This is a genomic window from Pseudomonas sp. Je.1.5.c, from assembly GCF_051129895.1.
GTDB classification, from domain to species: Bacteria; Pseudomonadota; Gammaproteobacteria; order Pseudomonadales; family Pseudomonadaceae; genus Aquipseudomonas; species Aquipseudomonas urmiensis.
In genome coordinates, this window is the sequence record NZ_JBCPSP010000005.1 from 200,786 (window position 1) to 221,070 (window position 20,285).

Consider the following 20,285-nt stretch of genomic DNA (forward strand, 5'->3'; position numbering starts at 1 on the left):
TCAGCAGTCCAGTGGGTTGCGCTTGTCCGGGTCGATGCCGAACTTGACGATGGCGTCAGCCACCACCTTAGGTTCGATCTCGCCACGGTCAGCCAAGGCTTCCAGGGCAGCCAGCACCACGAAGTGACGGTCGACTTCGAAGAAGTGACGCAGCTTCTTGCGGCTGTCGCTGCGACCGAAGCCATCGGTACCCAGGACTTTGAACTCTTTGCTCGGCACCCACTGGCGGATCTGCTCGGCAAAGATCTTCATGTAGTCGGTCGATGCGATAACCGGACCCTTGCGACCGTTCAGGCACTGCTCGACGTAAGTCTGCTGTGGCTTCTGGCCAGGCTTGAGGCGGTTGGCGCGTTCTACGGCGAGGCCGTCGCGACGCAGTTCGTTGAAGCTGGTGACGCTCCACACGTCGGCGCCGACGTTGAACTCTTCACGCAGGATCTTCGCCGCTTCACGGACTTCACGCAGGATGGTGCCGGAGCCCATCAGCTGAACGTGGTGGGCCGCGTCCTTGGTGTCTTCCTCGAGCAGGTACATACCCTTGACGATGCCTTCCTCGACACCGGCCGGCATGGCTGGCTGCTGGTAGGATTCGTTCATCACGGTGATGTAGTAGAAGATGTCCTGTTGCTCTTCGGTCATCTTCTTCATGCCGTCCTGGATGATCACCGCCAGCTCGTAGCCGTAGGTTGGATCATAGGTGCGGCAGTTCGGGATGGTCCCGGCGAGCAGGTGGCTGTGACCGTCTTCGTGCTGCAGGCCTTCACCGTTGAGGGTGGTACGGCCGGCGGTACCGCCGATCAGGAAGCCACGGGTGCGGCTGTCGCCAGCGGCCCAGGCCAGGTCACCGATACGCTGGAAGCCGAACATCGAGTAGAAGATGTAGAACGGCAGCATCGGCTGGTTGTGGTTCGAATAGGAAGTGCCCGCAGCAATGAACGACGACATGGCGCCGGCTTCGTTGATGCCCTCTTCGAGGATCTGGCCCTTCTTGTCTTCGCGGTAGAACATCACCTGGTCTTTATCGACTGGCTCGTAGAGCTGGCCGACCGAGGAGTAGATGCCCAGCTGGCGGAACATGCCTTCCATACCGAAGGTACGGGCTTCGTCCGGGATGATCGGAACGATGCGCTGGCCGATCTCTTTGTCCTTGACCAGCTGCGCCAGAATCCGCACGAAGGCCATGGTGGTGGAGATTTCGCGGTCGCCCGAGCCGTCCAGGATCGCCTTCAGGGTTTCCAGTGGCGGGGTCGGGATGCTGATGCTCTTCTCGCGGCGCTGTGGCACGAAACCACCCAGGGCGCTGCGGCGCTCGGCCAGGTAACGGGCCTCGGCGCTGCCTTCTTCAGGCTTGAAGAACGGCAGGTTTTCCAGCTCTTCGTCCTTGACCGGGATGTCGAAACGATCGCGGAAGTGACGCAGGCTCTCGACGTCGACCTTCTTGGTGTTGTGCGCGGTGTTCTTGGCTTCGCCAGCACCGGTGCCATAACCCTTGATGGTCTTGGCCAGGATGACAGTCGGCTGCTCTTTGTGGTTGACCGCCTGGTGGTAGGCCGCATAGACCTTGTACGGGTCGTGACCGCCACGGTTGAGCTTCCAGATCTCTTCGTCGGACAGGTCTTCGACCATGGCCTTGAGTTCTGGGGTGTTGAAGAAGTGCTCACGGACGAACGCGCCGTCCTTGGCCTTGTAGTTCTGGTACTCGCCGTCGATGACTTCGTCCATGCGACGTTGCAGGATGCCGTCGACGTCCTTGGCCAGCAGTGGGTCCCAGAAACGGCCCCAGACCACTTTGTTGACGTTCCAGCCACCGCCACGGAACACGCCTTCGAGTTCCTGGATGATCTTGCCGTTGCCACGAACCGGGCCGTCGAGGCGCTGCAGGTTGCAGTTGATGACGAAGATCAGGTTGTCCAGTTTCTCGCGGCCAGCCAGGGAGATCGCGCCCAAAGATTCCGGCTCGTCGCACTCGCCGTCGCCCATGAAGCACCAGACTTTCTGCTTGCCGGCCGGGATGTAGCCGCGCGCTTCGAGGTACTTCATGAAGCGTGCCTGGTAGATCGCCTGGATCGGACCCAGACCCATCGAAACGGTCGGGAACTGCCAGAAGTCAGGCATCAGCCATGGGTGCGGGTACGAGGACAGACCCTTGCCATCGACTTCCTGACGGAAGTTGTTCATCTGGTCTTCGCTGATCCGGCCTTCCATGAAGGCGCGGGCGTAGACGCCAGGCGAGGCGTGGCCCTGGAAGAAGATCAGGTCGCCGCCGTGTTCTTCGGTCGGGGCCTGGAAGAAGTAGTTGAAGCCGATGTCGTACAGGGTGGCACTGGAGGCGAAGCTCGAGATGTGTCCGCCCAGGTCCGAATCCTTCAGGTTGGTACGCATGACCATGGCCAGGGCGTTCCAACGCACCAACGAGCGAATGCGGCGTTCCATGAACAGGTCGCCAGGCATGCGTGCTTCGTGGGTGACAGGGATGGTGTTGCGGTATGGCGTGGTGATGGCATACGGCAGCTGCGAACCACTGCGGGTGGCCAGCTCGCCCATACGGGTCATCAGGTAATGAGCGCGGTCTTCGCCTTCTTTGTCGAGGACCGACTCCAGGGCATCCAGCCATTCCTGGGTTTCGATTGGATCGAGGTCTTGCATGGCTTGCTCCAGGGCGGAAAGGCCACCAGAATCGGGGGCCTGAGTTTGCGACTGGCCTTATGGGCAGACGTCGTGAATTCTTGGATTACCGGAGTGTGATCCGGCGCCGTGTAGTTTTACTACAAAAGCTTTCGCATTTCATGCTTTTAGACGGTCGGGGTAGTAGTAATACTACAGAAATGCGACGTTTGGTCGCACCCCGGGTTGTGAGGAAAAACGTTCATGTTGGTTGGCGGTGTGTTCGAGGCGGGTGATTCATGATGTTTCTTGCCAATGATTCGACTATTTCAGCTATTTCCAACTTTTGTATGACAGTCCAACCGTGGTCCCGCTTCGCCGCGACCGCATTTACCCCTCTGATTCACGCCGATCAAGGATAGTCCATGCGCCTGCCTTTGCCGCTCGATCTGCCTGCCGCCCTGCAACCACTGGTCGTTCGCAACCAGCAGTTGCTCACCGATGCCGTCGCTGGCCACGATCAATTGCACCTGGACGCTTTGAGCGCCACTCATCGGCAACAGTTCGATCAGGTTGCCGCCGCCAGTGATTTCGTCCTCGGCCAGGTCCAGCGTGAGCCCGGTATGTTCTTCGAGCTATTGGGCAGCGGCGAGCTGGAGCAGGCTTTCGCCCCGGGCCAGCTCTGTGCGCGGATCGTCAGCGTGGCCCAGGCGGCGCAAAGCGAAGATGAGCTGGCGCGTAATCTGCGCCGCGAGCGCAACCGCCAGCAATTGCGCATCATCTGGCGCGACATCACCCGCCAGGCCGCCTTGGGCGAGACTTGCCGCGACCTGTCGGACCTTGCCGATGCCTGTATCGACCAGGCCTATCAATGGTTGTACCCACGCCACTGCCAGCAGTTCGGCACACCGATCGGTAACCGCAGTGGCGAGCCGCAGCACATGGTGGTGCTGGGCATGGGCAAGCTCGGCGCTGTGGAGCTGAACCTGTCATCGGACATCGACCTGATCTTCGCCTTCCCCGAAGGCGGCGAGACCGAAGGGGTCAAACGCTCGCTGGATAACCAGGAGTTCTTCACCCGCCTGGGCCAGCGCCTGATCAAGGCGCTCGACCCGGTCACCGTCGATGGTTTCGTGTTCCGCGTCGACATGCGCCTGCGCCCCTATGGCTCGGCGGGTGCCTTGGTGCTGTCGTTCAATGCACTGGAGCAGTACTACCAGGACCAGGGGCGTGACTGGGAGCGCTACGCCATGATCAAGGCGCGGGTGGTGGCGGGCGACCAGACGGCCGGTGCCCAACTGCAGGAGATGCTGCGCCCGTTCGTCTACCGCCGTTACCTGGATTTCTCGGCGATCGAAGCACTGCGCACCATGAAGCAGCTGATCCAGCAGGAAGTGCGCCGCAAAGGCATGGCCGAGAACATCAAGCTCGGCGCGGGCGGCATCCGCGAGGTGGAGTTCATCGCCCAGGCGTTCCAGTTGATCCACGGCGGGCGTGACCTGAGCCTGCAGCAGCGGCCACTGCTTAAAGTCCTGGCAACCTTGGAGGGCCAGGGTTACCTGCCGCCGGCGGTGGTTGCCGAGTTGCGCGAAGGCTACCAATTCCTGCGGTATACCGAACATGCCATCCAGGCCATCGCCGACCGCCAGACGCAGATGCTCCCCGAAGACGATACCGACCGCGCGCGGGTGGCCTTCATCCTCGGTTTTGCCGACTGGCACAGCTTCCACGATCAGCTCATGTACTGGCGCGGGCGCATCGACTGGCATTTCCGCCAGGTGATCGCCGACCCGGATGAAGACGAAGGCGAGGGCGAGTTGGTGGTGGGCGGTGAGTGGTCGCCGCTGTGGGAGCAGGCCCAGGACGAAGAAGCCGCTTGCCGACAGCTGGAGGAAGCCGGTTTCCGCCAGCCTGCCGAAGCCCTGCGGCGTTTGGCTGGGTTGCGCGCCAGCCCGCAGTTGCGTTCGATGCAGCGTTTGGGGCGCGAACGCCTGGATGCCTTCATTCCGCGCCTGCTGGCCCAGGCCGTCGAGCACGACAACCCGGATCTGGTGCTGGAACGGGTGCTGCCGCTGGTCGAAGCGGTGGCGCGACGTTCGGCTTATCTGGTTCTGCTTACCGAAAACCCAGGCGCTCTACGCCGCCTGCTGACGCTTTGCGCCGCCAGCCCATGGATTGCCGAGCAGATCGCCCGCTATCCGCTGCTGCTCGACGAACTGCTCAATGAAGGCCGCCTGTTCAGCCCGCCACTGGCGCCGGAGCTGGCTTCGGAGCTGCGTGAGCGGCTGACGCGCATCCCCGAAGATGACCTGGAACAGCAGATGGAGGCGCTGCGTCACTTCAAGCTGGCGCACAGCCTGCGCGTGGCGGCTTCGGAAATCAGCGGCAACCTGCCGTTGATGAAAGTCAGCGACTACCTCACCTGGCTCGCCGAAGCCATTCTCGACCAGGTGCTGGCCCTGGCCTGGCGCCAGACCGTGGCGCGTCATGGCCAGCCCAAGCGCAGCGATGGCAGCCTGTGCGATCCGGGCTTCATCATCGTCGGCTACGGCAAGGTCGGTGGTCTGGAGCTGGGCCATGGCTCGGACCTGGACCTGGTATTCATTCACGACGGCGACCTGTATGCCGAGACCGACGGCGCCAAGCCGATCGACAGCGCGCAGTTCTTCACCCGCCTGGGCCAGCGCATCATTCACCTGCTGACCACCCAGACCAACTCCGGCCAGCTGTATGACGTCGACATGCGCCTGCGGCCATCGGGCGCTTCCGGGCTGCTGGTCAGCTCGCTCGGTGCCTTCGAGCGTTATCAACAAGGCGAAGCCTGGACCTGGGAGCATCAGGCCCTGGTCCGGGCACGGGTGCTGGTAGGCTGCAAGCAAGTGACCACAGCCTTCGAGGCGGTACGCGCCAAGGTGCTGGGCCAGGCCCGAGACCTCGACAAGCTGCGCGTCGAGGTCAGCGAGATGCGTGCCAAGATGCGTGACAACCTCGGCACCAAGCTCACCGCCGCCGGCACTGCCAGCAACGCCTTCGATGCGGGCGTGCCGTTCGATATCAAGCAGGATGCCGGCGGTATCGTGGATATCGAATTCATGGTCCAGTACGCAGCGTTGGCCTGGTCCCACGACCACCCGGCGTTGCTGCGCTGGACCGACAATATCCGCATCCTCGAAGAGCTCGAACAGGCCGGCCTGGTGCCCGCCAGCGATGCGGTGTTGCTGCGTGAGGTGTACAAGGCCTTCCGTTCGGCCTCGCATCGCCAGGCCTTGCAGAAGCAGGCCGGGGTCATCGATGCCGCCCAGTTCGCCGACGAGCGCCGCGAGGTGCGGCGAATCTGGGGTGAGCTTGGCCTGAGTTGAGCGTTCAGGGCGACGACAGGGCACCAGTGGTACACTGCACGCCATATAGCCTGAATATAAAGAGGGATGGCTCGCCTCGAAGCCCGCGCGAGCGGTTTGCGTGGGAGCGGGCTTGCCCCGCGATGGCATCGTCACACAACGATGCTATCGCAGGGCAAGCCCGTTGCCATGTCGGCCGTTGCAGCACGGTATGGGTTATCCCCGAGCGTTTCTGGACAAAGCATGAGAATACTGATCATTGGCCCCAGCTGGGTCGGCGACATGGTAATGGCGCAAACGCTGTTCCACTGCCTGAAGCAGCAGCACCCCGAATGCGTGATCGACGTGCTGGCGCCCGAGTGGAGCCGGCCGATCCTTGAGCGTATGCCTGAAGTACGCCAGGCCCTGAGCTTCCCGCTTGGCCACGGCGCACTTGAGCTGGCGACGCGCCGGCGCATCGGCAAATCCTTGGCTGGCCAGTACGACCAGGCGATCCTGTTGCCCAACTCGCTCAAGTCGGCGCTGGTGCCGTACTTCGCGGGTATCCCCAAGCGCACCGGCTGGCGCGGCGAGATGCGCTACCTGCTACTCAACGATGTGCGCAAGCTCGATAAAGAGCGTTATCCGCTGATGATCGAGCGCTTCATGGCCCTGGCCTATACGCCGGGCGCCGAGTTGCCTAAACCGTACCCGCGACCGACCTTGCAGATCGAAGCCGCCAGCCGTGAAGCCGCCCTGGCCAAATTCGGCTTGAGCCTGGATCGCCCGGTGCTGGCGCTGTGCCCAGGTGCCGAGTTTGGCGAAGCCAAGCGCTGGCCGGCCGAGCATTACGCTGAAGTCGCCGATGCGATGATTCGCCAAGGCTGGCAAGTCTGGCTGTTCGGCTCGAAGAACGACCACCCGGTGGGTGAGTCGATCCGCGACCGGTTGATTCCGGGGCTGCGTGAAGAATCGAGCAACCTGGCAGGCGAAACTTCGCTGGCCGAAGCCATCGACTTGATGTCCTGCGCCGACGCGGTGGTGTCCAACGATTCGGGCCTGATGCACGTGGCCGCTGCGTTGAACCGCCCGCTGGTGGCAGTCTACGGCTCGACCTCGCCGGGCTTCACCCCGCCGTTGGCCGAGCAGGTCGAGGTGGTGCGCCTGGGCCTGGATTGCAGCCCATGCTTCGACCGGACCTGCCGGTTCGGCCACTACAACTGCCTGCGCCTGTTGGAGCCTGGCAAGGTCATCGCTGCCTTGCAGCACCTGGCCGGGCCGAACCTGATCGATACCGTGGCTGAGGTCGACTAAGTGCGGGTGCTGATCATCAAGACATCTTCGCTGGGGGATGTCATCCATACCTTGCCAGCGCTCACCGATGCCGCCCACGCCATCCCCGGGATTCGTTTCGACTGGGTGGTGGAGGAGGGCTTCGCCGAGATCCCCAGCTGGCACCCGGCGGTCGACCAGGTCATCCCGGTAGCGATCCGTCGCTGGCGCAAGAATATCTGGCAGACCCTCAAGAGCGGCGAGTGGAAGGCCTTCAAGCAGCGCGTGCGTGAGCGCAAATACGACCTGGTGATCGATGCCCAGGGCCTGGTCAAGTCGGCCTGGTTGACCCGCTACGTCAAGGCGCCGGTGGCAGGGCTCGATCGCTTCTCTGCGCGCGAAGGCTGGGCCAGTCGTTTCTATGACCGGCCGCTGTCGGTCGCGGTTGGCCAGCACGCCGTCGAGCGTGTGCGCCAGCTGTTCGCCCTGGCCTTGGCCTATGACTTGCCGGAAGGCATCGGCAACTACGGCCTGGACCTCGATCGTCTGCAATTGCCGCCAGCAGCCCCCTACGTGGTGTTCCTGCATGGCACCACCTGGGCCACCAAGCACTGGCCGGAAGCCTATTGGCGCGAACTGGCCGAGCGCATGGGCCGGCGCAACCTCAAGGTGTGCCTGCCCTGGGGTAACCCCGCCGAGAAGGCGCGCGCCGAGCGCATCGCCCAGGGCTTGAATAACTGCCAGGTACTGCCCAAGTTGAACCTGGCGGGCGTGGCCCGCGTACTGGCGGCCGCCAAGGCCTGCGTGGCAGTGGACACCGGCCTGGGCCATCTGGCCGCGGCGCTGGATGTGCCGACCATCTCGCTGTTTGGCCCCACCAACCCTGGTTTGACCGGCGCCTATGGACGTGTCCAGGTCCACCAGGCGAGCGACTTCCCCTGCGCGCCTTGCCTGCAGAAGAAGTGCACCTACAAACCGAGCGCCGAGGATCTGCGCCGGTTCGATCTCAAACGCGAGTGGCCGCTGTGCTTCACTCGCCTGAATCCCGAGCATGTGGCGAGCCGCTTGAGCGCGTTGCTGCTGGCTGAGGATGTTCGTTGATGCAACTGGCTTTCGTGCTTTACAAATACTTCCCCTTCGGCGGGCTGCAGCGTGACTTCATGCGCATTGCCCTTGAGTGCCAGAAGCGTGGCCATCAGATCCGGGTCTACACCCTGATCTGGGAAGGGGACATTCCACCAGGCTTCGAAGTACTGGTGGCGCCGGTCAAGGCGCTGTTCAACCATCGGCGCAACGAGAAGCTCAGTGCCTGGATGCAAGCCGACCTGGCCAAGCGCCCGGTCGACCGCCTGATCGGCTTCAACAAAATGCCGGGCCTGGACGTCTACTACGCCGCCGACGGCTGCTTTGAAGACAAGGCGCAGACCCTGCGCGGTGGCCTGTACCGGCGCTGGGGCCGCTACCGGCACTTCGCCGAATACGAGCGAGCGGTGTTCGCCCGCGATGCCCGCACCGAGATCCTGATGATTTCCGAGGTGCAGCAACCGCTGTTCATCAAGCATTACGACACTCCGGTGGAGCGTTTCCACCTGCTGCCGCCGGGTATCTCCCAGGATCGCCGCGCGCCAGACAACGCCGCTGAAATTCGCGCGCAGTTTCGCCAGGAGTTCAACCTGGGCGCTGACGACTTGTTGCTGGTACAGATCGGCTCGGGGTTCAAGACCAAGGGCGTCGACCGCAGCCTCAAGGCGCTGGCCTCGTTGCCTTCGGCCCTGCGCAAGCGCACCCGGCTGATGGTCATCGGCCAGGACGACCCCAAGGTGTTCCAGCTGCAAAGTGCGACCCTGGGCCTGGGCGAGCAAGTGCAGTTCCTCAAGGGGCGCAGCGATATTCCGCGCTTCCTGCTCGGCGCCGATATGCTGATCCACCCGGCCTACAACGAGAACACCGGTACGGTGCTGCTCGAAGCGCTGGTCGCCGGGTTACCGGTGCTGGTTTCGAAAGTCTGCGGTTATGCCCATTACATTGCCGAGGCCGATAGCGGCCTGGTGCTGGATGAGCCGTTCGAGCAGGAGCAGCTCAACCGCTACCTGCAGCGTATGCTCGAAGACGCCGAGGCCCGCGCCGCCTGGTCGCGCAATGGCCTGGCATTTGCCGACAGCGCCGACCTCTACAGCATGCCGCAGCACGCTGCCGATGTGATCCTCAACCAGGAGCACGCATGAAGCTGATACTGGCTGAACCGTTCAAACGCCTGTGGGCCGGACGCGATGCCTTCGAGGCCGTCGAAGGCCTGCAAGGCGAAGTGTTCCGCGAGCTGGAAGGGCGCCGCACGCTGCGCACCGAAGTCGAAGGCGAGGGCTATTTCGTCAAGATCCACCGCGGCATCGGCTGGGGCGAGATCTTCAAGAACCTGTTCAGCGCCAAGCTGCCGGTGTTGGGTGCCGGCCAGGAATGGCGGGCCATCCAGCGCCTGCACGAAGTCGGCGTGCCGACCATGACCGCCGTCGCCTATGGCGAGCGCGGCAGCAATCCCGCCACCCAGCATTCGTTCATCGTCACCCAAGAGCTGGCGCCGACCATCAGCCTGGAAGATTTCAGCCTGGACTGGGTCAAGCAGCCGCCGCTGCCGCGCCTCAAGCATGCGCTGATCGCCGAAGTGGCGAAGATGACCGGCGGCATGCACCGCGCCGGGGTCAACCACCGCGACTGCTATATATGCCACTTTCTGTTGCATACCGATCGCCCGGTGACCCCGGATGATCTGAAGTTGTCGGTGATCGACCTGCACCGTGCCCAGACCCGTGCCAGCATCAGCCGCCGTTGGCGCGACAAGGACCTGGCCGCGCTGTACTTCTCGGCGCTGGACATCGGCCTGACCCGCCGCGACAAGCTGCGCTTCTTGCGCGGCTATTTCCAGCGCCCGTTACGCCAGATCCTGGCTGACGAGGCCGCGCTGCTCGCCTGGCTCGAACGCAAGGCGCAGAAACTCTACGATCGCAAACAACGCTATGGGGATGCGCTCTGATGGCGGGTTGGACACTGGCGCCGGGCTATGAATCGCTGGCGGCGGATTTTGGCAGTCTCGAGGCGGTGTTCGCGCTGCAGGGCGAACGCCTGACCAGCGACCCACTCAGTGAAGTGGTGCGCATCGAGCGTGGCGGGGTCAATTACTACGTCAAACGCTACACTGGGGCCGGCAAGCACATGCGCCGCTACCTGGGGCGGCCGCGAATCAAGGCCGAGTGGCAGAACCTCAAGCAGTTCGCCAAGTGGGGCATCCCCACTGCCGAGGTGGTGGCCTGGGGCCTGGAGCGCAAGGGCCTGGCCTTTGGCCGTGGGGCGATGATCACCCGTGAGTTGCCGCGTACCGAGGATTTGTCGGAGCTGGCCAAACACAATGATCCGCGCCTGGCCGATCGCGCCTGGGTCGATCACGTCAGCCGGCAGCTGGCGCGGCACACCCGGGTGATGCACGATCACCACTTCACCCATAACGACCTGAAGTGGCGCAATCTGTTGGTGGATGACCAGGGCACGCTATTCTTCATCGATTGTCCGACCGGTGACTTCTGGCGTGGCTTCATGCTCCGCCATCGGGTCATCAAGGACCTGGCCTGCCTGGACAAGGTTGCCAAGTACCACCTTTCGGCCACCCAGCGCCTGCGTTTCTATCTGCAGTACCGCGGGCATCAACGGCTCAATGCCCGCGACAAGCAACGGGTGCGCGAAGTGGTGCGCTTTTTCGAGGGAAGGGAATGACCGATTACCTGGCCAGCGGCGATCTTGCGCTGCTGCAGCGCCACGGCCTGAACGATTTCGAAGCGCTGTGGGCGCTGCAACTGGACGCCGTGGACGAACCCAATACCGGCCGTGGCGGCTGGAGCAGCGTGTTTCGCCTGGAGCTCGAGGGCAAGGGCTACTACCTCAAGCGCCAGTGCGATTACCTCACGCGGACCCTGCACCGGCCGTTCGGCGAGCCGACCTTCGCCCGCGAATTTCGCAATATCAGCCGCTACCAAAAGCTCAAGATCCCGGCCTTGCAGGCGGTGTTCTATGGCGAGCGCAAGAGCAAGGGCCAGCACCGCGCGATTCTCATGACCCGTGCCCTGGACGAGTGGAGCGACCTGGACAGCTTGCTCGAGCAATGGCCGCTGCTGGCTGCCGAGAAGCGCCTAGGGATTCTCCAGGCCTGCGGTCAGCTGGCGCGCACCCTGCACGCCGCAGGCCAGGTGCATGGCTGCTTCTATCCCAAGCACATCTTCCTGCGTGAGCGCCGCGAAGGCTGGCAAGCGCAGCTGATCGACCTGGAAAAGACCCGCCCACTGCTGCTGGGCATGCGTGACCGGCTCAAGGACCTGGAGCCACTGCTGCGTCGCACCCGCGCCTGGAGCGAGGGTGATGTGCGCAGCATGCTGGCGGCCTATCTTGAGCAGCCCGCCGACAGCCCGCTGGTGGCGACCTGGCTGCAGCGCCTGGTGCGCCGCCGTCGTGAAAAAGAGGCACGTTGATGCGTTTGTCTGAATTGAAAGTAGCCGGGCGCAGCCCGGCTTTGCCGCTGAGCGTGACCCTGGCCGACGCTGCAGGCAGTGCCGAGCTGCAACTGCTCAGCTTGTTGCGCGTGCTGCCCGGCCAGCGTTACGTCGGTGCAGGTATCTGGCGCGGCACTCCGGTGCTGGCCAAGCTGTTGGTCGGCAACAACGCTGCCCGGCATTTCCAGCGTGAGCTCGAAGGCGTCAAGCTGATGGCTGCACAGGGCCTGACCACCCCGCAACTGCTGGCCGACGGCCTCAAGGAAGGCGAGGGCGGCTGGTTGTTGTTCGAGTTCCTCGAAGGCGCCGAGAGCCTGGGCGATGCCTGGGCCGAAGTCGAAGCGCTGCCGCCGTTGGCCGACGAGCAGCACCTGGTGCTCGGCGAGGCACTGACTGCGGTGGCGCAGATGCATGCTAAAGGCCTCTGGCAAACGGACTTGCACCTGGACAACTTGTTGCGTCACAACGGCCGCCTGTACCTGATCGACGGCGCCGGGATCAAAGCCGAGACGCCAGGGCAAAACCTCTCGCGCCAGCGCGTGCTGGAAAACCTTGGGGTGTTCTTCGCCCAGTTGCCCAAGCGCCTGGAGCCGTTCATCGAAGAGTTGCTGGTGCACTATCTGCTGGCTAACGGCGAGCATGCGCTGCCTTTGGAAGCCCTGCAAAAGCAGGTCGACAAGGTCCGTGCCTGGCGCCTGAAGGATTACCTGGATAAGGCCGGTCGAGAGTGCACCCTGTTCAGCGTGCAGCGTACCCTGTCTGGCCTGCGGGCGATCCGCCGGCCAGAAGTCGAGGCCATGCTACCGGTGCTGGAGCAGGCCGACGCCTTGATCGACCAGGGCCATCTGTACAAAACCGGCGGCGCGGCCAGTGTCGCCCGGGTCGAGGTAGATGGGCGCAAGTTGGTGCTCAAACGCTACAACATCAAGAACACCGCGCACTGGTTCAAGCGTTTCTGGCGCCCGAGCCGGGCCTGGCATTCGTGGATCGAGGCGCATCGCCTGACATTTCTCGACATCGCCACGCCCAAGCCGCTGGCGGTGCTCGAACAACGGGTCTTGGGCCTGCGCAGTCGTGCCTACCTGGTGACCGAATATGCCGATGGGCCAGACCTGATCGAGTGCTTCAAGCCCTATATCGACAGTGGTGATGCACCCCAAGAGCAGCTGCAGGCGCTGGTTCACCTCATGCAGCAACTGATCCGCGAGCGCATCAGCCATGGCGACATGAAGGGCCACAACCTGTTCTGGCAGAACGGCCAGTGGTCGCTGATCGATCTCGACGCCATGTGCCAGCACGCCACCCAGCTCAGCTTCGCTGCGGCCTACTCCCGCGATCGGGCGCGGATGCTGCGCAACTGGCCCAGTGGCAGTGCCCTGCACCAACGTATCGATCAGCTGCTGCCAAGGCTTGCCGAGTAAGCTGCCGGAAGCGCCAGCCAGTCGCTGCTGCGGCCGGTTTGGCGCACCCGGATGCGCCACTGGTCATCATGCCAGCGCAGTACCGCCCAAGCGGCAACGCTGCCTCGCTGGCTTTCAGGCATTACCAGGTGGTAGTGGCTTTTGAGCAGATGGCGGCGCACGGAAAACTGATTCGCTCCCAGCTGCACATAGAGCTGAGTGTTCTCTTCAAACAGGTTTTCATCGGCTGCGTCAGCAACACCTTGCAGGGTAGATTTCAGGCGGCAGTCGTCCAGTAGTTGCTGGAGATCAGGCAGCCCGTCGTGCCAGAGCAGCGGTGAATCAACCACCCAATTGCCATCCAGACGGCGCTTGATGGGCAGTTGCAGATAGGCATTGGGCAAGTTTGGATCGATGGCGCGCCAGCGCGTCCCGTCAAAGGTGACATTGAAGTAGCGGCCAAGGTTGTCCTTGACGTAGTACTGTGACAAGCCGGGGCTGACCGATCTCTGCTCGTAGACGGCCTCACCGTGGGGCGCATCGATGCGGTAGCGCAAACTGGCGACTTCGGGGGTTGCTTCGTAGTGCTTGGGTAGCGGTACTGGCGGTGGTTTCGGTAGCCCACGCATGGCTCGACGCATCAGCCCTGAACCAGACATATCGTTTAGCCCCGCAGTGGCATGCCCGAGTGCGGCGACAGCGTGATGCAGGGCACCGCTATGATCGTCGTGTTCGAATGCTTCAAAACCATCCCAGATGGAAATACCCATGCGCCCGAACGCCAGTGCCACCGAGCCTGCCTGCGGCAGGACCAGGGTGACGATATCCAGTAGCAGCCTCAGTACATTGACCGAGTATTGACCTAGCAACTCTTGGTTGCTGCGGGTCACGTTATCGGCCTGCGCCAGTAGATGTTTCACTTCGGCCCGGTAGCTCGCCTGGTAAAAGTTGCCGGTGATCGTCTGCAGGCTGATATGCGAGCCCAGGCGGCCTTTGAGTAGCAGCTGTTCCAGCGCTTTGCCGTTGCCCAGTGGCAAACGCTGCAAGACATAGCGGCGCAGCTGCGTATCCGTGCGCACGGCGCGGATCAGCGCCCTGGCATTGGTGTACTCACGCCATGGGCGACGGTCTGGCGCGTCGGGGCAGTAGGCCACGATGCGGTTCGAGTTCTCCGGGGAAACCAGCAATAGCACCCCTAGCAAGGTTTGCCCTTGGATCAGTATCTGCCGCACGATCACCTGTTGCTCGTTGTAATGAGGGCGGTTGTGGCTATCGGGCGCATGGATCGCGGTATTGGCCCAGCCATAACCCTGGTCGAACGTGTCACGCTGAAAATGGCCTGCGTAACGCGCCTTCACTGCTTCGGCATTCATGCGCGTGCGGTTGAGTTGCTCATACGCTTGCTGGCGCCAATGGCCATGTGGTGAATCGAGCAGTTGGGTGCGCAGATAAGCCTGATAACTACTGCCGGCGTTCAATCGACGAATGATCTGTTTGACCCTCAGCGGGGTAAGCGCTGGTAATGCCTGGTCGTTGTCCAGATGCACGCGTGCGGTCAGCCAGTAATCGACATCGAACCAAGCGATGTTGAGCAGTGCCAGCTCGTCCAGCCGATAGGTCTGCTTGACCAGTTCGACGCTTGTGCCTGCCTGCGGGTTGCTTACCACGGGAATATAGGCACTGCTGTCGAGCGGGTTGAGCAGCGGTCCGACCTGACGCGCCAGGGTCACGCTGATCGAGATATCTTGCGGGGCAGTATCGATGCCAGGGTCGCGCTGCAAGAACTCGCGCAGACGCTCGCGCACCCAGTTCAACAGCGAGTGGCGCTGGTTGAACTGCTCCAGGGTGAGAATGCCCGGTGCGGCAGCTGCCTGGATGGCTGCGACCTGCTCCTGCATCGCTTGCATGATGTGCGCGACGCCTTGCTGGCTGGTGGTGCGCAACCAGTTGGGCAAGTGTTTTTCCAGCAGCAGACCGTAGCGGGTGGCCAAAGGGCCGTGGCTGCTTAGCTCGTGGTGAAGATTCAATGCACTGGCCAGCTTGGCATCGAGCTGGCCGATGTCACGCTGCAGACCGCGTTCGAACGCGGTTCGCCAGGCGAGCGTCAAGCGCTTGCCATGGGCATCGCCAATGGCCAGTGCCTGCGACTGCGCGAGGTCTTCGTTGTACCAGTCATAGCGCAGGCGCTCGGCTCGGCACGCACGTCGCTGCTGCTCCGGCTCGACCAGCAGTCTGCTCAGTGGTTCGCTCTGTTGTTGATCTTCAAGGCGTTCACACAGCTCCACATGCAGCGTGGCGAGGCTTTCGAATGCCTCGATACCATGCGCGACGCTACACAAAATCACTCGCCCGACCGGCTCTTGAGCCTCGATCAAGCGACCCTCAGGGCCGTGTTCAGTGAGGATCATTACCCCAGGCAGATGACTACGCCAGTTTGGCGCCGTGCCGGACAGTAGGGGGCGATACAGCTGGGGGCGGCCAGTGGCGGGCAGGTGTCGGCGTTGCCAGGACAGCGGCAATTCAAGGCAGGTGTTGAGCAACTGGGCGTGTTCTGGCGACAGGGTCTGGTCGTTTAGGCGTAAGCGCCTCTCGGTGAACAATTGCTCTCGGCGCAATGACGCCAGGCGGACCTCACGGCTCAGCCCCTTGCTGTCGCGCTCCAGCCAATAGCTTGCCAGATCGGCATGCAGGGTCTGGCGAATGGTTGCGCAAAAGCTGCCGATCCGCGTGCTGAAGTCGGCCGGCAGGCTGAGCTGCGGATAGGCGTCATGGCGGGGGGCAGTGGCAACTGGCAGCGTGAAGGTTGCGCCATCGAACAGATGTAAACCGACCAGTTCCAGCAGCTGCCAACGGCCAAAGTACAGAGCGCGGGCGGTGATGTTTTGCCTTGGGAAGAGGTTCGCCAGACACTGGTCGAGGCGGTATTCCACACCCGGCAGTGGCGGCAGCAAGGTGTTTAATTGGGTGTCTAGTGCCTGGAGCAGCAGCAACGGCGTCACGGGTCATCTCCGAGGGGTGAGGATGTCCCATGCTGCCGCGAAGTGCCCAGGCCTTGGCGTTAACCCGATACCTCAGCGCCGCAGCAGGCCGCGCATGGCCAACCATGCCGGGATGCCCAGCCCAAGCCAGGACAGCCCATCCCACCAACCGTCGCCGAGCAACGCGGCGAACAGTCCTAGGGCGCCGAGCAGGCCAATCAAGGCCGGCCAGGCGAAGATCCGCGCGGTGGCTTGCGACTTGTGGCTCATGCCTTGGCCTCACGGGGTTTGCGCTGCTTGGCGAGCCACAGGTACAGGCCGCTGCCGAGTACGATGATGGTCAGGACATCGAGCAGCGCCCAGAGGATTTGCATCGGTCGTCCGCCATAGTCGCCAAAGTGCAGTGGCTGCGACAGACCGAGGGCGTCCATGTACCACGGTCGGTCGCCGACTGCGGTGACCTCAAGGGTCTTGGCGTCGATCAGTACTGGTGTGAACAGGTGCGAGGTCAGGTGGCTGGCACCTTTCATGAACACCGCATAGTGGTGCTCACTGGAGAAGCGCGTGCCGGGAAAGGCAATGAAGTCGGGGTGCATGCCAGGCGCTGCGTGTTCGGCGATTTCCAGCAGGCGACTGGCGGGGGCACGTTCTGTCAGCGCTGGCACATCGCGGTAGGGCGCGACCATGGCCGTCAAACTTTCGTTGCGCCAGGCAGCGATCACCAGGTCGGCGCAGGCGCTGATCACGCCGGTGACGCCGACCACCAGCGCCCAGGTCAGGGTGACCACGCCGATCAGGTTATGCAGGTCGAGCCAACGCAGCCGGCGTGACTTGTCGCGGCGCACCGTGGCGAACTCCAGGCGGCGCATGAAGGGCGCGTAGAGCACGGTGCCGGAGATGATCGCCAAGACGAACAGCACGCCCATGAACGCTAGCCAGAGTTTGCCGGGCAGGCCGGCGAACATGTCCACGTGCAGGCGCAGCAGGGTCATCATCAAGCCGCCATTGGCCGCAGGCATGGCAACCGCCTCGCCGGTACGGGCGTCGAGCATGAAGGTATGCGAGTCGTTAGGGTCGCTGCCCGCGCTGGCGGCGGTGATGGCGATCACGCCGTTGGGCTCGTCCTCGTCATAGCCGAAATACTGCATGACCTCGCCGGGACGATGTTGCTCGGCTTTGAGCACCAACTGCTGTAGATCAAGGTGCGGGGTGTCGGCGGGCATTTGCCGCAGCTCAGGGGCATCGCCGAGCAGGTGTTCCAGCTCGTGGTGGAAGATCAGTGGCAGGCCGGTGAGTGCCAGCAACAGCAAGAACAGCGTACAGATCAGGCTGCTCCAGGTGTGGATCGCGGACCAGCGGCGGATGGTTTGGCTTTTCATCACGGGGGCTCTTGTGTCGCCTGCTTTGGGGCTGCTTTGCAGCCCTTCGCGGGCAAGCCCGCTCCTACAGGGACCGCGCCAAAATCAACGACGGCGCTCTCCCTGTAGGAGCGGGCTTGCCCGCGATGGGCCGCAAAGCGGCCCCCGCATGGCTCAGAACTTGTAGTTAACGCTGGCCACCACATTGCGCTCGTCGCCGTAGTAGCAGTAGTAACCATCACAGGTCGACAGGTAGTCCTTGTTGAACAGGTTCTTGGCATCCACCGCCAGGGTTACACCCTTGAAGGTGCCGTTCAGACGTCCCAGGTCGTAGTGCAGCGATGCATCATAGATGGTGTATGAGCCTACATGCCCCCAATCTGTATTGGTGGTATTGCCGTAGGTGTCGCCCACATAGCGCACGCCTACGCCGATGCCGAAGCCATCCAGCGGGCCACTGTGCCAGGTGTAGTCTGCCCAGGCAGTGGCCTGATTGCGTGGCACCTGAGCCATGCGCTTGCCTTTCTCCGCAGCCGTGCCTTTGATGATCTCGCTGTCGTTATAAGTGTACGAGCCGATCAGCTTGAGGTTCTCTGTTAAGTCGGAAGTAGCTTCCAGCTCCAGACCCTTGACCCTTACTTCACCCACTTGGCGGGTGATGTTGTTTTCCGTTACTGACATGTTCTCCTGGGTCAGATCGAACACCGCTGCGCTTAACAGGGTCTTGCTGCCTGGCGGCTGATATTTGATACCCAGCTCGTACTGTTTGCCTTCAGTAGGTTTGAAACCATCGGTGCTATTAACGGTAGCTCCGGATGCAGCCTGGAAAGACTCGGCATAGGAGATATAGGGCGTGACGCCGTTATCGAAGACATAGCTCAGGGCGGCGTTGCCACTGAATTTCTTGTCTCGCTGGGTGTTAGTAGCGTCGCCCTGGTTGTGGAAGGTTGTGCCGGTATGCACCCAGTCTTCGCGCCCCCCAAGGGTCAGTCGCCAGTTATCAACTGCCATTTGATCCTGGATGTACAGGCCGGTCTGTTGGGTCTTCTGGTCATAATCGTACATGTCGAAGTACTGGACGTTGGAGAAGTCCTGACCGTAGATCGGATTATGGATATTGCTCGGAGGAACACCCGCCGAACCCCAGCGCCAACGGGCGTTGCTGTCAGAGCGCTGGTGATCGAGGCCGAGCAGCAGGGTGTGGTTGATCAGGCCAGTCTGGAAGTCAGCTTGGAAGTTATTGTCCAAAGCGAATTGGCTGATGTCTTCTTCGACGATTCCCGCAGTGCGCTGAACCGTGCCATCGGCGCTGACAGCTTGATCTGGGCCTGCTGGCCAGATCGAGCCACCGGCGGTGATGCCCTTGAAATCCAACTCGTTGCGGGCGTAACGCAGGTTTTGCCGGAATTGCCAGGTATCGTTCAAGCGAGTCTCGAACGCGTAGCCTAGGTGGTAGTAGGTACGGTCATAAGACTCCCAGTCGGGATCGCCCAGGTTCTTGTGATGAGAAATCTTGCCGGCGGCGCTGTCCAGCTTGGTTCCTTGCAGTGGCAGGAACTGGCCGGTAATCCCTGTATCGTCGCGGTTGAATTGGGTGATGAAGGTTAGCTTGGTATCGTCGTTGATGTTCCAAGTGACGCTCGGCGCAAGGTTGTAGCGTTTGTCCGGGATGTGGTCGACCGGGGAGTTGCTGTCTCGCACAGTGCCGCTGATACGGTAGAGGAACTGACCTTGATCGTCGATCTTGCCGGTACTGTCGAAGTTAATCTGCTTATGTTCATTACTGCCGACCTGCACTCCAACTTCATGGCTGCTCAGCGCTTCGGGGCGGCGCGAGGTCATATCCAGCAGACCACCGGGCGGAGTCTGGCCATAAACGGACGAAGCTGGGCCGCGCAGCACTGCGATGCGCTCAAGATTCCATGGTTCGATCTTGGGTGTAGCGTAGTTGCCCTTGGGCAGCGGCAGGCCGTCGAGGAACTGGGTCGGCACGAAACCGCGCACCAGCAACCAGTCGTTGCGTGAGTCGGAGCCGTAGCCGCTGCTCTGGACCCCGGCGGTGTAGCGTAGCGCGTCGTTGAGGTTGAGAACCGGCCGGTCTTCCATCTGTTGGCGGGTGATGACGGTGACCGAGCGCGGCAGCTCAGCAATGGCAGTATCGGTCTTGCTGCCGGCCGCAGTACGTGTGGCCGTATAGCCTTCGACCGCACCCCAGGCGCTTTCATAGTCGCTGTTGGCGTTGATCGCGGTTTCCGGCAGCGCCAGGCTGCCGTCTGGGGTGGCAACCAGGCTATAGCTGCCGACGCTGCTCTGTTGCAGTTGCAGGCCGCTGCCACGCAGGGCCGCTTGCAGGGCGCCGAGGGCGTCATATTGGCCGCTGACCGGGGCCGAGGTGCGGCCGCTAACGATCGCCGGATCAATGGCCAGGGCGATGCCGGCTTGGCTGGCGATCTGGTTCAGCGTGGTCGCCAGTGGCGCGCTAGGCAGATCATAGGTGCGCACGGACTGCTCGGCGGCGTAAACGGCAGGGCTGGCAAACGGCGCGGCCAGGGCGATGGCCAGAGCCATCAGGCTGGGGCGCAGGAAACAATCAACAGCACGGGACATGCAGCGGCTCCTCGACGGATAAGTGCTAACTGCTTCCTTGCCGAACGAGATTTGAAAAGTGACAGGGGGCTGTCGAAATTATTTTTTGGTCAATCTGCCAGGTGTACAAACGCGCAAGGCGCTGGCTGCGTGGAGTGGGCTGCATGAATGTTTGCGTGAGCTTGCCATGTGGGAGCGGGCTTGCCCCGCGATAGCGTCGGCATGAGCCCCCGCACAT

The 20,285-nt window shown here is 62.5% G+C and carries 13 protein-coding genes; 8 read left to right on the forward strand and 5 right to left on the reverse strand.

The genetic code is table 11. The features are described from left to right. The gene (aceE, locus tag AAZU54_RS06890; protein ID WP_186552741.1) at positions 1 to 2,646 is read right to left on the reverse strand and encodes a pyruvate dehydrogenase (acetyl-transferring), homodimeric type; all 2,646 of its coding nucleotides are present in this window, start codon (positions 2,644 to 2,646) and stop codon (positions 1 to 3) included. Between the two features lie 383 nt (positions 2,647 to 3,029). Between aceE and glnE the strand changes: the two genes are divergently transcribed. From glnE to AAZU54_RS06930, 8 genes are all read left to right on the forward strand, one after another. Next, positions 3,030 to 5,963, forward strand: coding sequence for a bifunctional [glutamate--ammonia ligase]-adenylyl-L-tyrosine phosphorylase/[glutamate--ammonia-ligase] adenylyltransferase (gene glnE, locus AAZU54_RS06895; protein ID WP_434726892.1), 2,934 nt, complete (start codon positions 3,030 to 3,032; stop codon positions 5,961 to 5,963). A 222-nt stretch (positions 5,964 to 6,185) separates the two neighbouring features. Further along, positions 6,186 to 7,235, forward strand: a complete 1,050-nt coding sequence (waaF, locus tag AAZU54_RS06900) for a lipopolysaccharide heptosyltransferase II (RefSeq protein WP_186552739.1) — start codon at positions 6,186 to 6,188, stop codon at positions 7,233 to 7,235. Beyond that, positions 7,236 to 8,294 carry a lipopolysaccharide heptosyltransferase I gene (gene waaC / locus AAZU54_RS06905; RefSeq protein ID WP_434726893.1) on the forward strand — a complete coding sequence of 353 codons (1,059 nt, stop codon included), beginning with the start codon at positions 7,236 to 7,238 and terminating at the stop codon, positions 8,292 to 8,294. Continuing rightward, positions 8,294 to 9,418 carry a glycosyltransferase family 4 protein gene (locus tag AAZU54_RS06910; protein WP_312155411.1) on the forward strand — a complete coding sequence of 375 codons (1,125 nt, stop codon included), beginning with the start codon at positions 8,294 to 8,296 and terminating at the stop codon, positions 9,416 to 9,418. The genes waaC and AAZU54_RS06910 overlap by 1 nt, the downstream gene beginning before the upstream one ends. Continuing rightward, entirely contained in the window at positions 9,415 to 10,221 is an 807-nt protein-coding gene (gene rfaP, locus AAZU54_RS06915; protein WP_312155413.1) for a lipopolysaccharide core heptose(I) kinase RfaP, read from the forward strand. Before AAZU54_RS06910 ends, rfaP begins: the two co-directional genes overlap by 4 nt. Then, on the forward strand, positions 10,221 to 10,955 hold the full coding sequence (locus AAZU54_RS06920; protein WP_186552735.1) for a lipopolysaccharide kinase InaA family protein: 735 nt from the start codon (positions 10,221 to 10,223) through the stop codon (positions 10,953 to 10,955). The genes rfaP and AAZU54_RS06920 overlap by 1 nt, the downstream gene beginning before the upstream one ends. Then, positions 10,952 to 11,704 (forward strand): lipopolysaccharide kinase InaA family protein, encoded by a 753-nt coding sequence (locus AAZU54_RS06925; RefSeq protein WP_186552734.1) that lies wholly within the window; start codon positions 10,952 to 10,954, stop codon positions 11,702 to 11,704. The genes AAZU54_RS06920 and AAZU54_RS06925 overlap by 4 nt, the downstream gene beginning before the upstream one ends. After that, on the forward strand, positions 11,704 to 13,146 hold the full coding sequence (locus AAZU54_RS06930; RefSeq protein ID WP_186552733.1) for a lipopolysaccharide kinase InaA family protein: 1,443 nt from the start codon (positions 11,704 to 11,706) through the stop codon (positions 13,144 to 13,146). The genes AAZU54_RS06925 and AAZU54_RS06930 overlap by 1 nt, the downstream gene beginning before the upstream one ends. Here AAZU54_RS06930 and AAZU54_RS06935 read toward each other — a convergent pair. The 4 genes from AAZU54_RS06935 to AAZU54_RS06950 all read right to left on the reverse strand — a co-directional run bounded on the left by AAZU54_RS06935 (position 13,119) and on the right by AAZU54_RS06950 (position 20,068). Continuing rightward, on the reverse strand, positions 13,119 to 16,124 hold the full coding sequence (locus tag AAZU54_RS06935) for a dermonecrotic toxin domain-containing protein (protein WP_434726894.1): 3,006 nt from the start codon (positions 16,122 to 16,124) through the stop codon (positions 13,119 to 13,121). The two genes, AAZU54_RS06930 and AAZU54_RS06935, sit on opposite strands and share 28 nt — an antisense overlap. A gap of 72 nt (positions 16,125 to 16,196) precedes the next feature. Beyond that, a complete protein-coding gene (locus tag AAZU54_RS06940; protein ID WP_186552731.1) occupies positions 16,197 to 16,373 on the reverse strand; it encodes a hypothetical protein in 177 nt (58 codons plus the stop codon). Continuing rightward, positions 16,370 to 17,482, reverse strand: coding sequence for a PepSY-associated TM helix domain-containing protein (locus tag AAZU54_RS06945; protein ID WP_405129045.1), 1,113 nt, complete (start codon positions 17,480 to 17,482; stop codon positions 16,370 to 16,372). The genes AAZU54_RS06940 and AAZU54_RS06945 overlap by 4 nt, the downstream gene beginning before the upstream one ends. Positions 17,483 to 17,635: 153 nt before the next feature. Continuing rightward, positions 17,636 to 20,068, reverse strand: coding sequence for a TonB-dependent siderophore receptor (locus AAZU54_RS06950; protein ID WP_434726895.1), 2,433 nt, complete (start codon positions 20,066 to 20,068; stop codon positions 17,636 to 17,638). Positions 20,069 to 20,285 lie beyond the last annotated feature (217 nt).

Excerpts from the sequence above, each read along its gene's own strand:
- aceE (WP_186552741.1), bottom strand. The coding sequence starts at position 2,646 with ATGCAAGACCTCGATCCAATCGAAACCCAGGAATGGCTGGATGCCCTG.
- glnE (WP_434726892.1), top strand. The coding sequence starts at position 3,030 with ATGCGCCTGCCTTTGCCGCTCGATCTGCCTGCCGCCCTGCAACCACTG.
- waaF (WP_186552739.1), top strand. The coding sequence starts at position 6,186 with ATGAGAATACTGATCATTGGCCCCAGCTGGGTCGGCGACATGGTAATG.
- AAZU54_RS06910 (WP_312155411.1), top strand. The coding sequence starts at position 8,294 with ATGCAACTGGCTTTCGTGCTTTACAAATACTTCCCCTTCGGCGGGCTG.
- rfaP (WP_312155413.1), top strand. The coding sequence starts at position 9,415 with ATGAAGCTGATACTGGCTGAACCGTTCAAACGCCTGTGGGCCGGACGC.
- AAZU54_RS06920 (WP_186552735.1), top strand. The coding sequence starts at position 10,221 with ATGGCGGGTTGGACACTGGCGCCGGGCTATGAATCGCTGGCGGCGGAT.
- AAZU54_RS06925 (WP_186552734.1), top strand. The coding sequence starts at position 10,952 with ATGACCGATTACCTGGCCAGCGGCGATCTTGCGCTGCTGCAGCGCCAC.
- AAZU54_RS06930 (WP_186552733.1), top strand. The coding sequence starts at position 11,704 with ATGCGTTTGTCTGAATTGAAAGTAGCCGGGCGCAGCCCGGCTTTGCCG.
- AAZU54_RS06940 (WP_186552731.1), bottom strand. The coding sequence starts at position 16,373 with ATGAGCCACAAGTCGCAAGCCACCGCGCGGATCTTCGCCTGGCCGGCC.
- AAZU54_RS06945 (WP_405129045.1), bottom strand. The coding sequence starts at position 17,482 with ATGAAAAGCCAAACCATCCGCCGCTGGTCCGCGATCCACACCTGGAGC.
- AAZU54_RS06950 (WP_434726895.1), bottom strand. The coding sequence starts at position 20,068 with ATGTCCCGTGCTGTTGATTGTTTCCTGCGCCCCAGCCTGATGGCTCTG.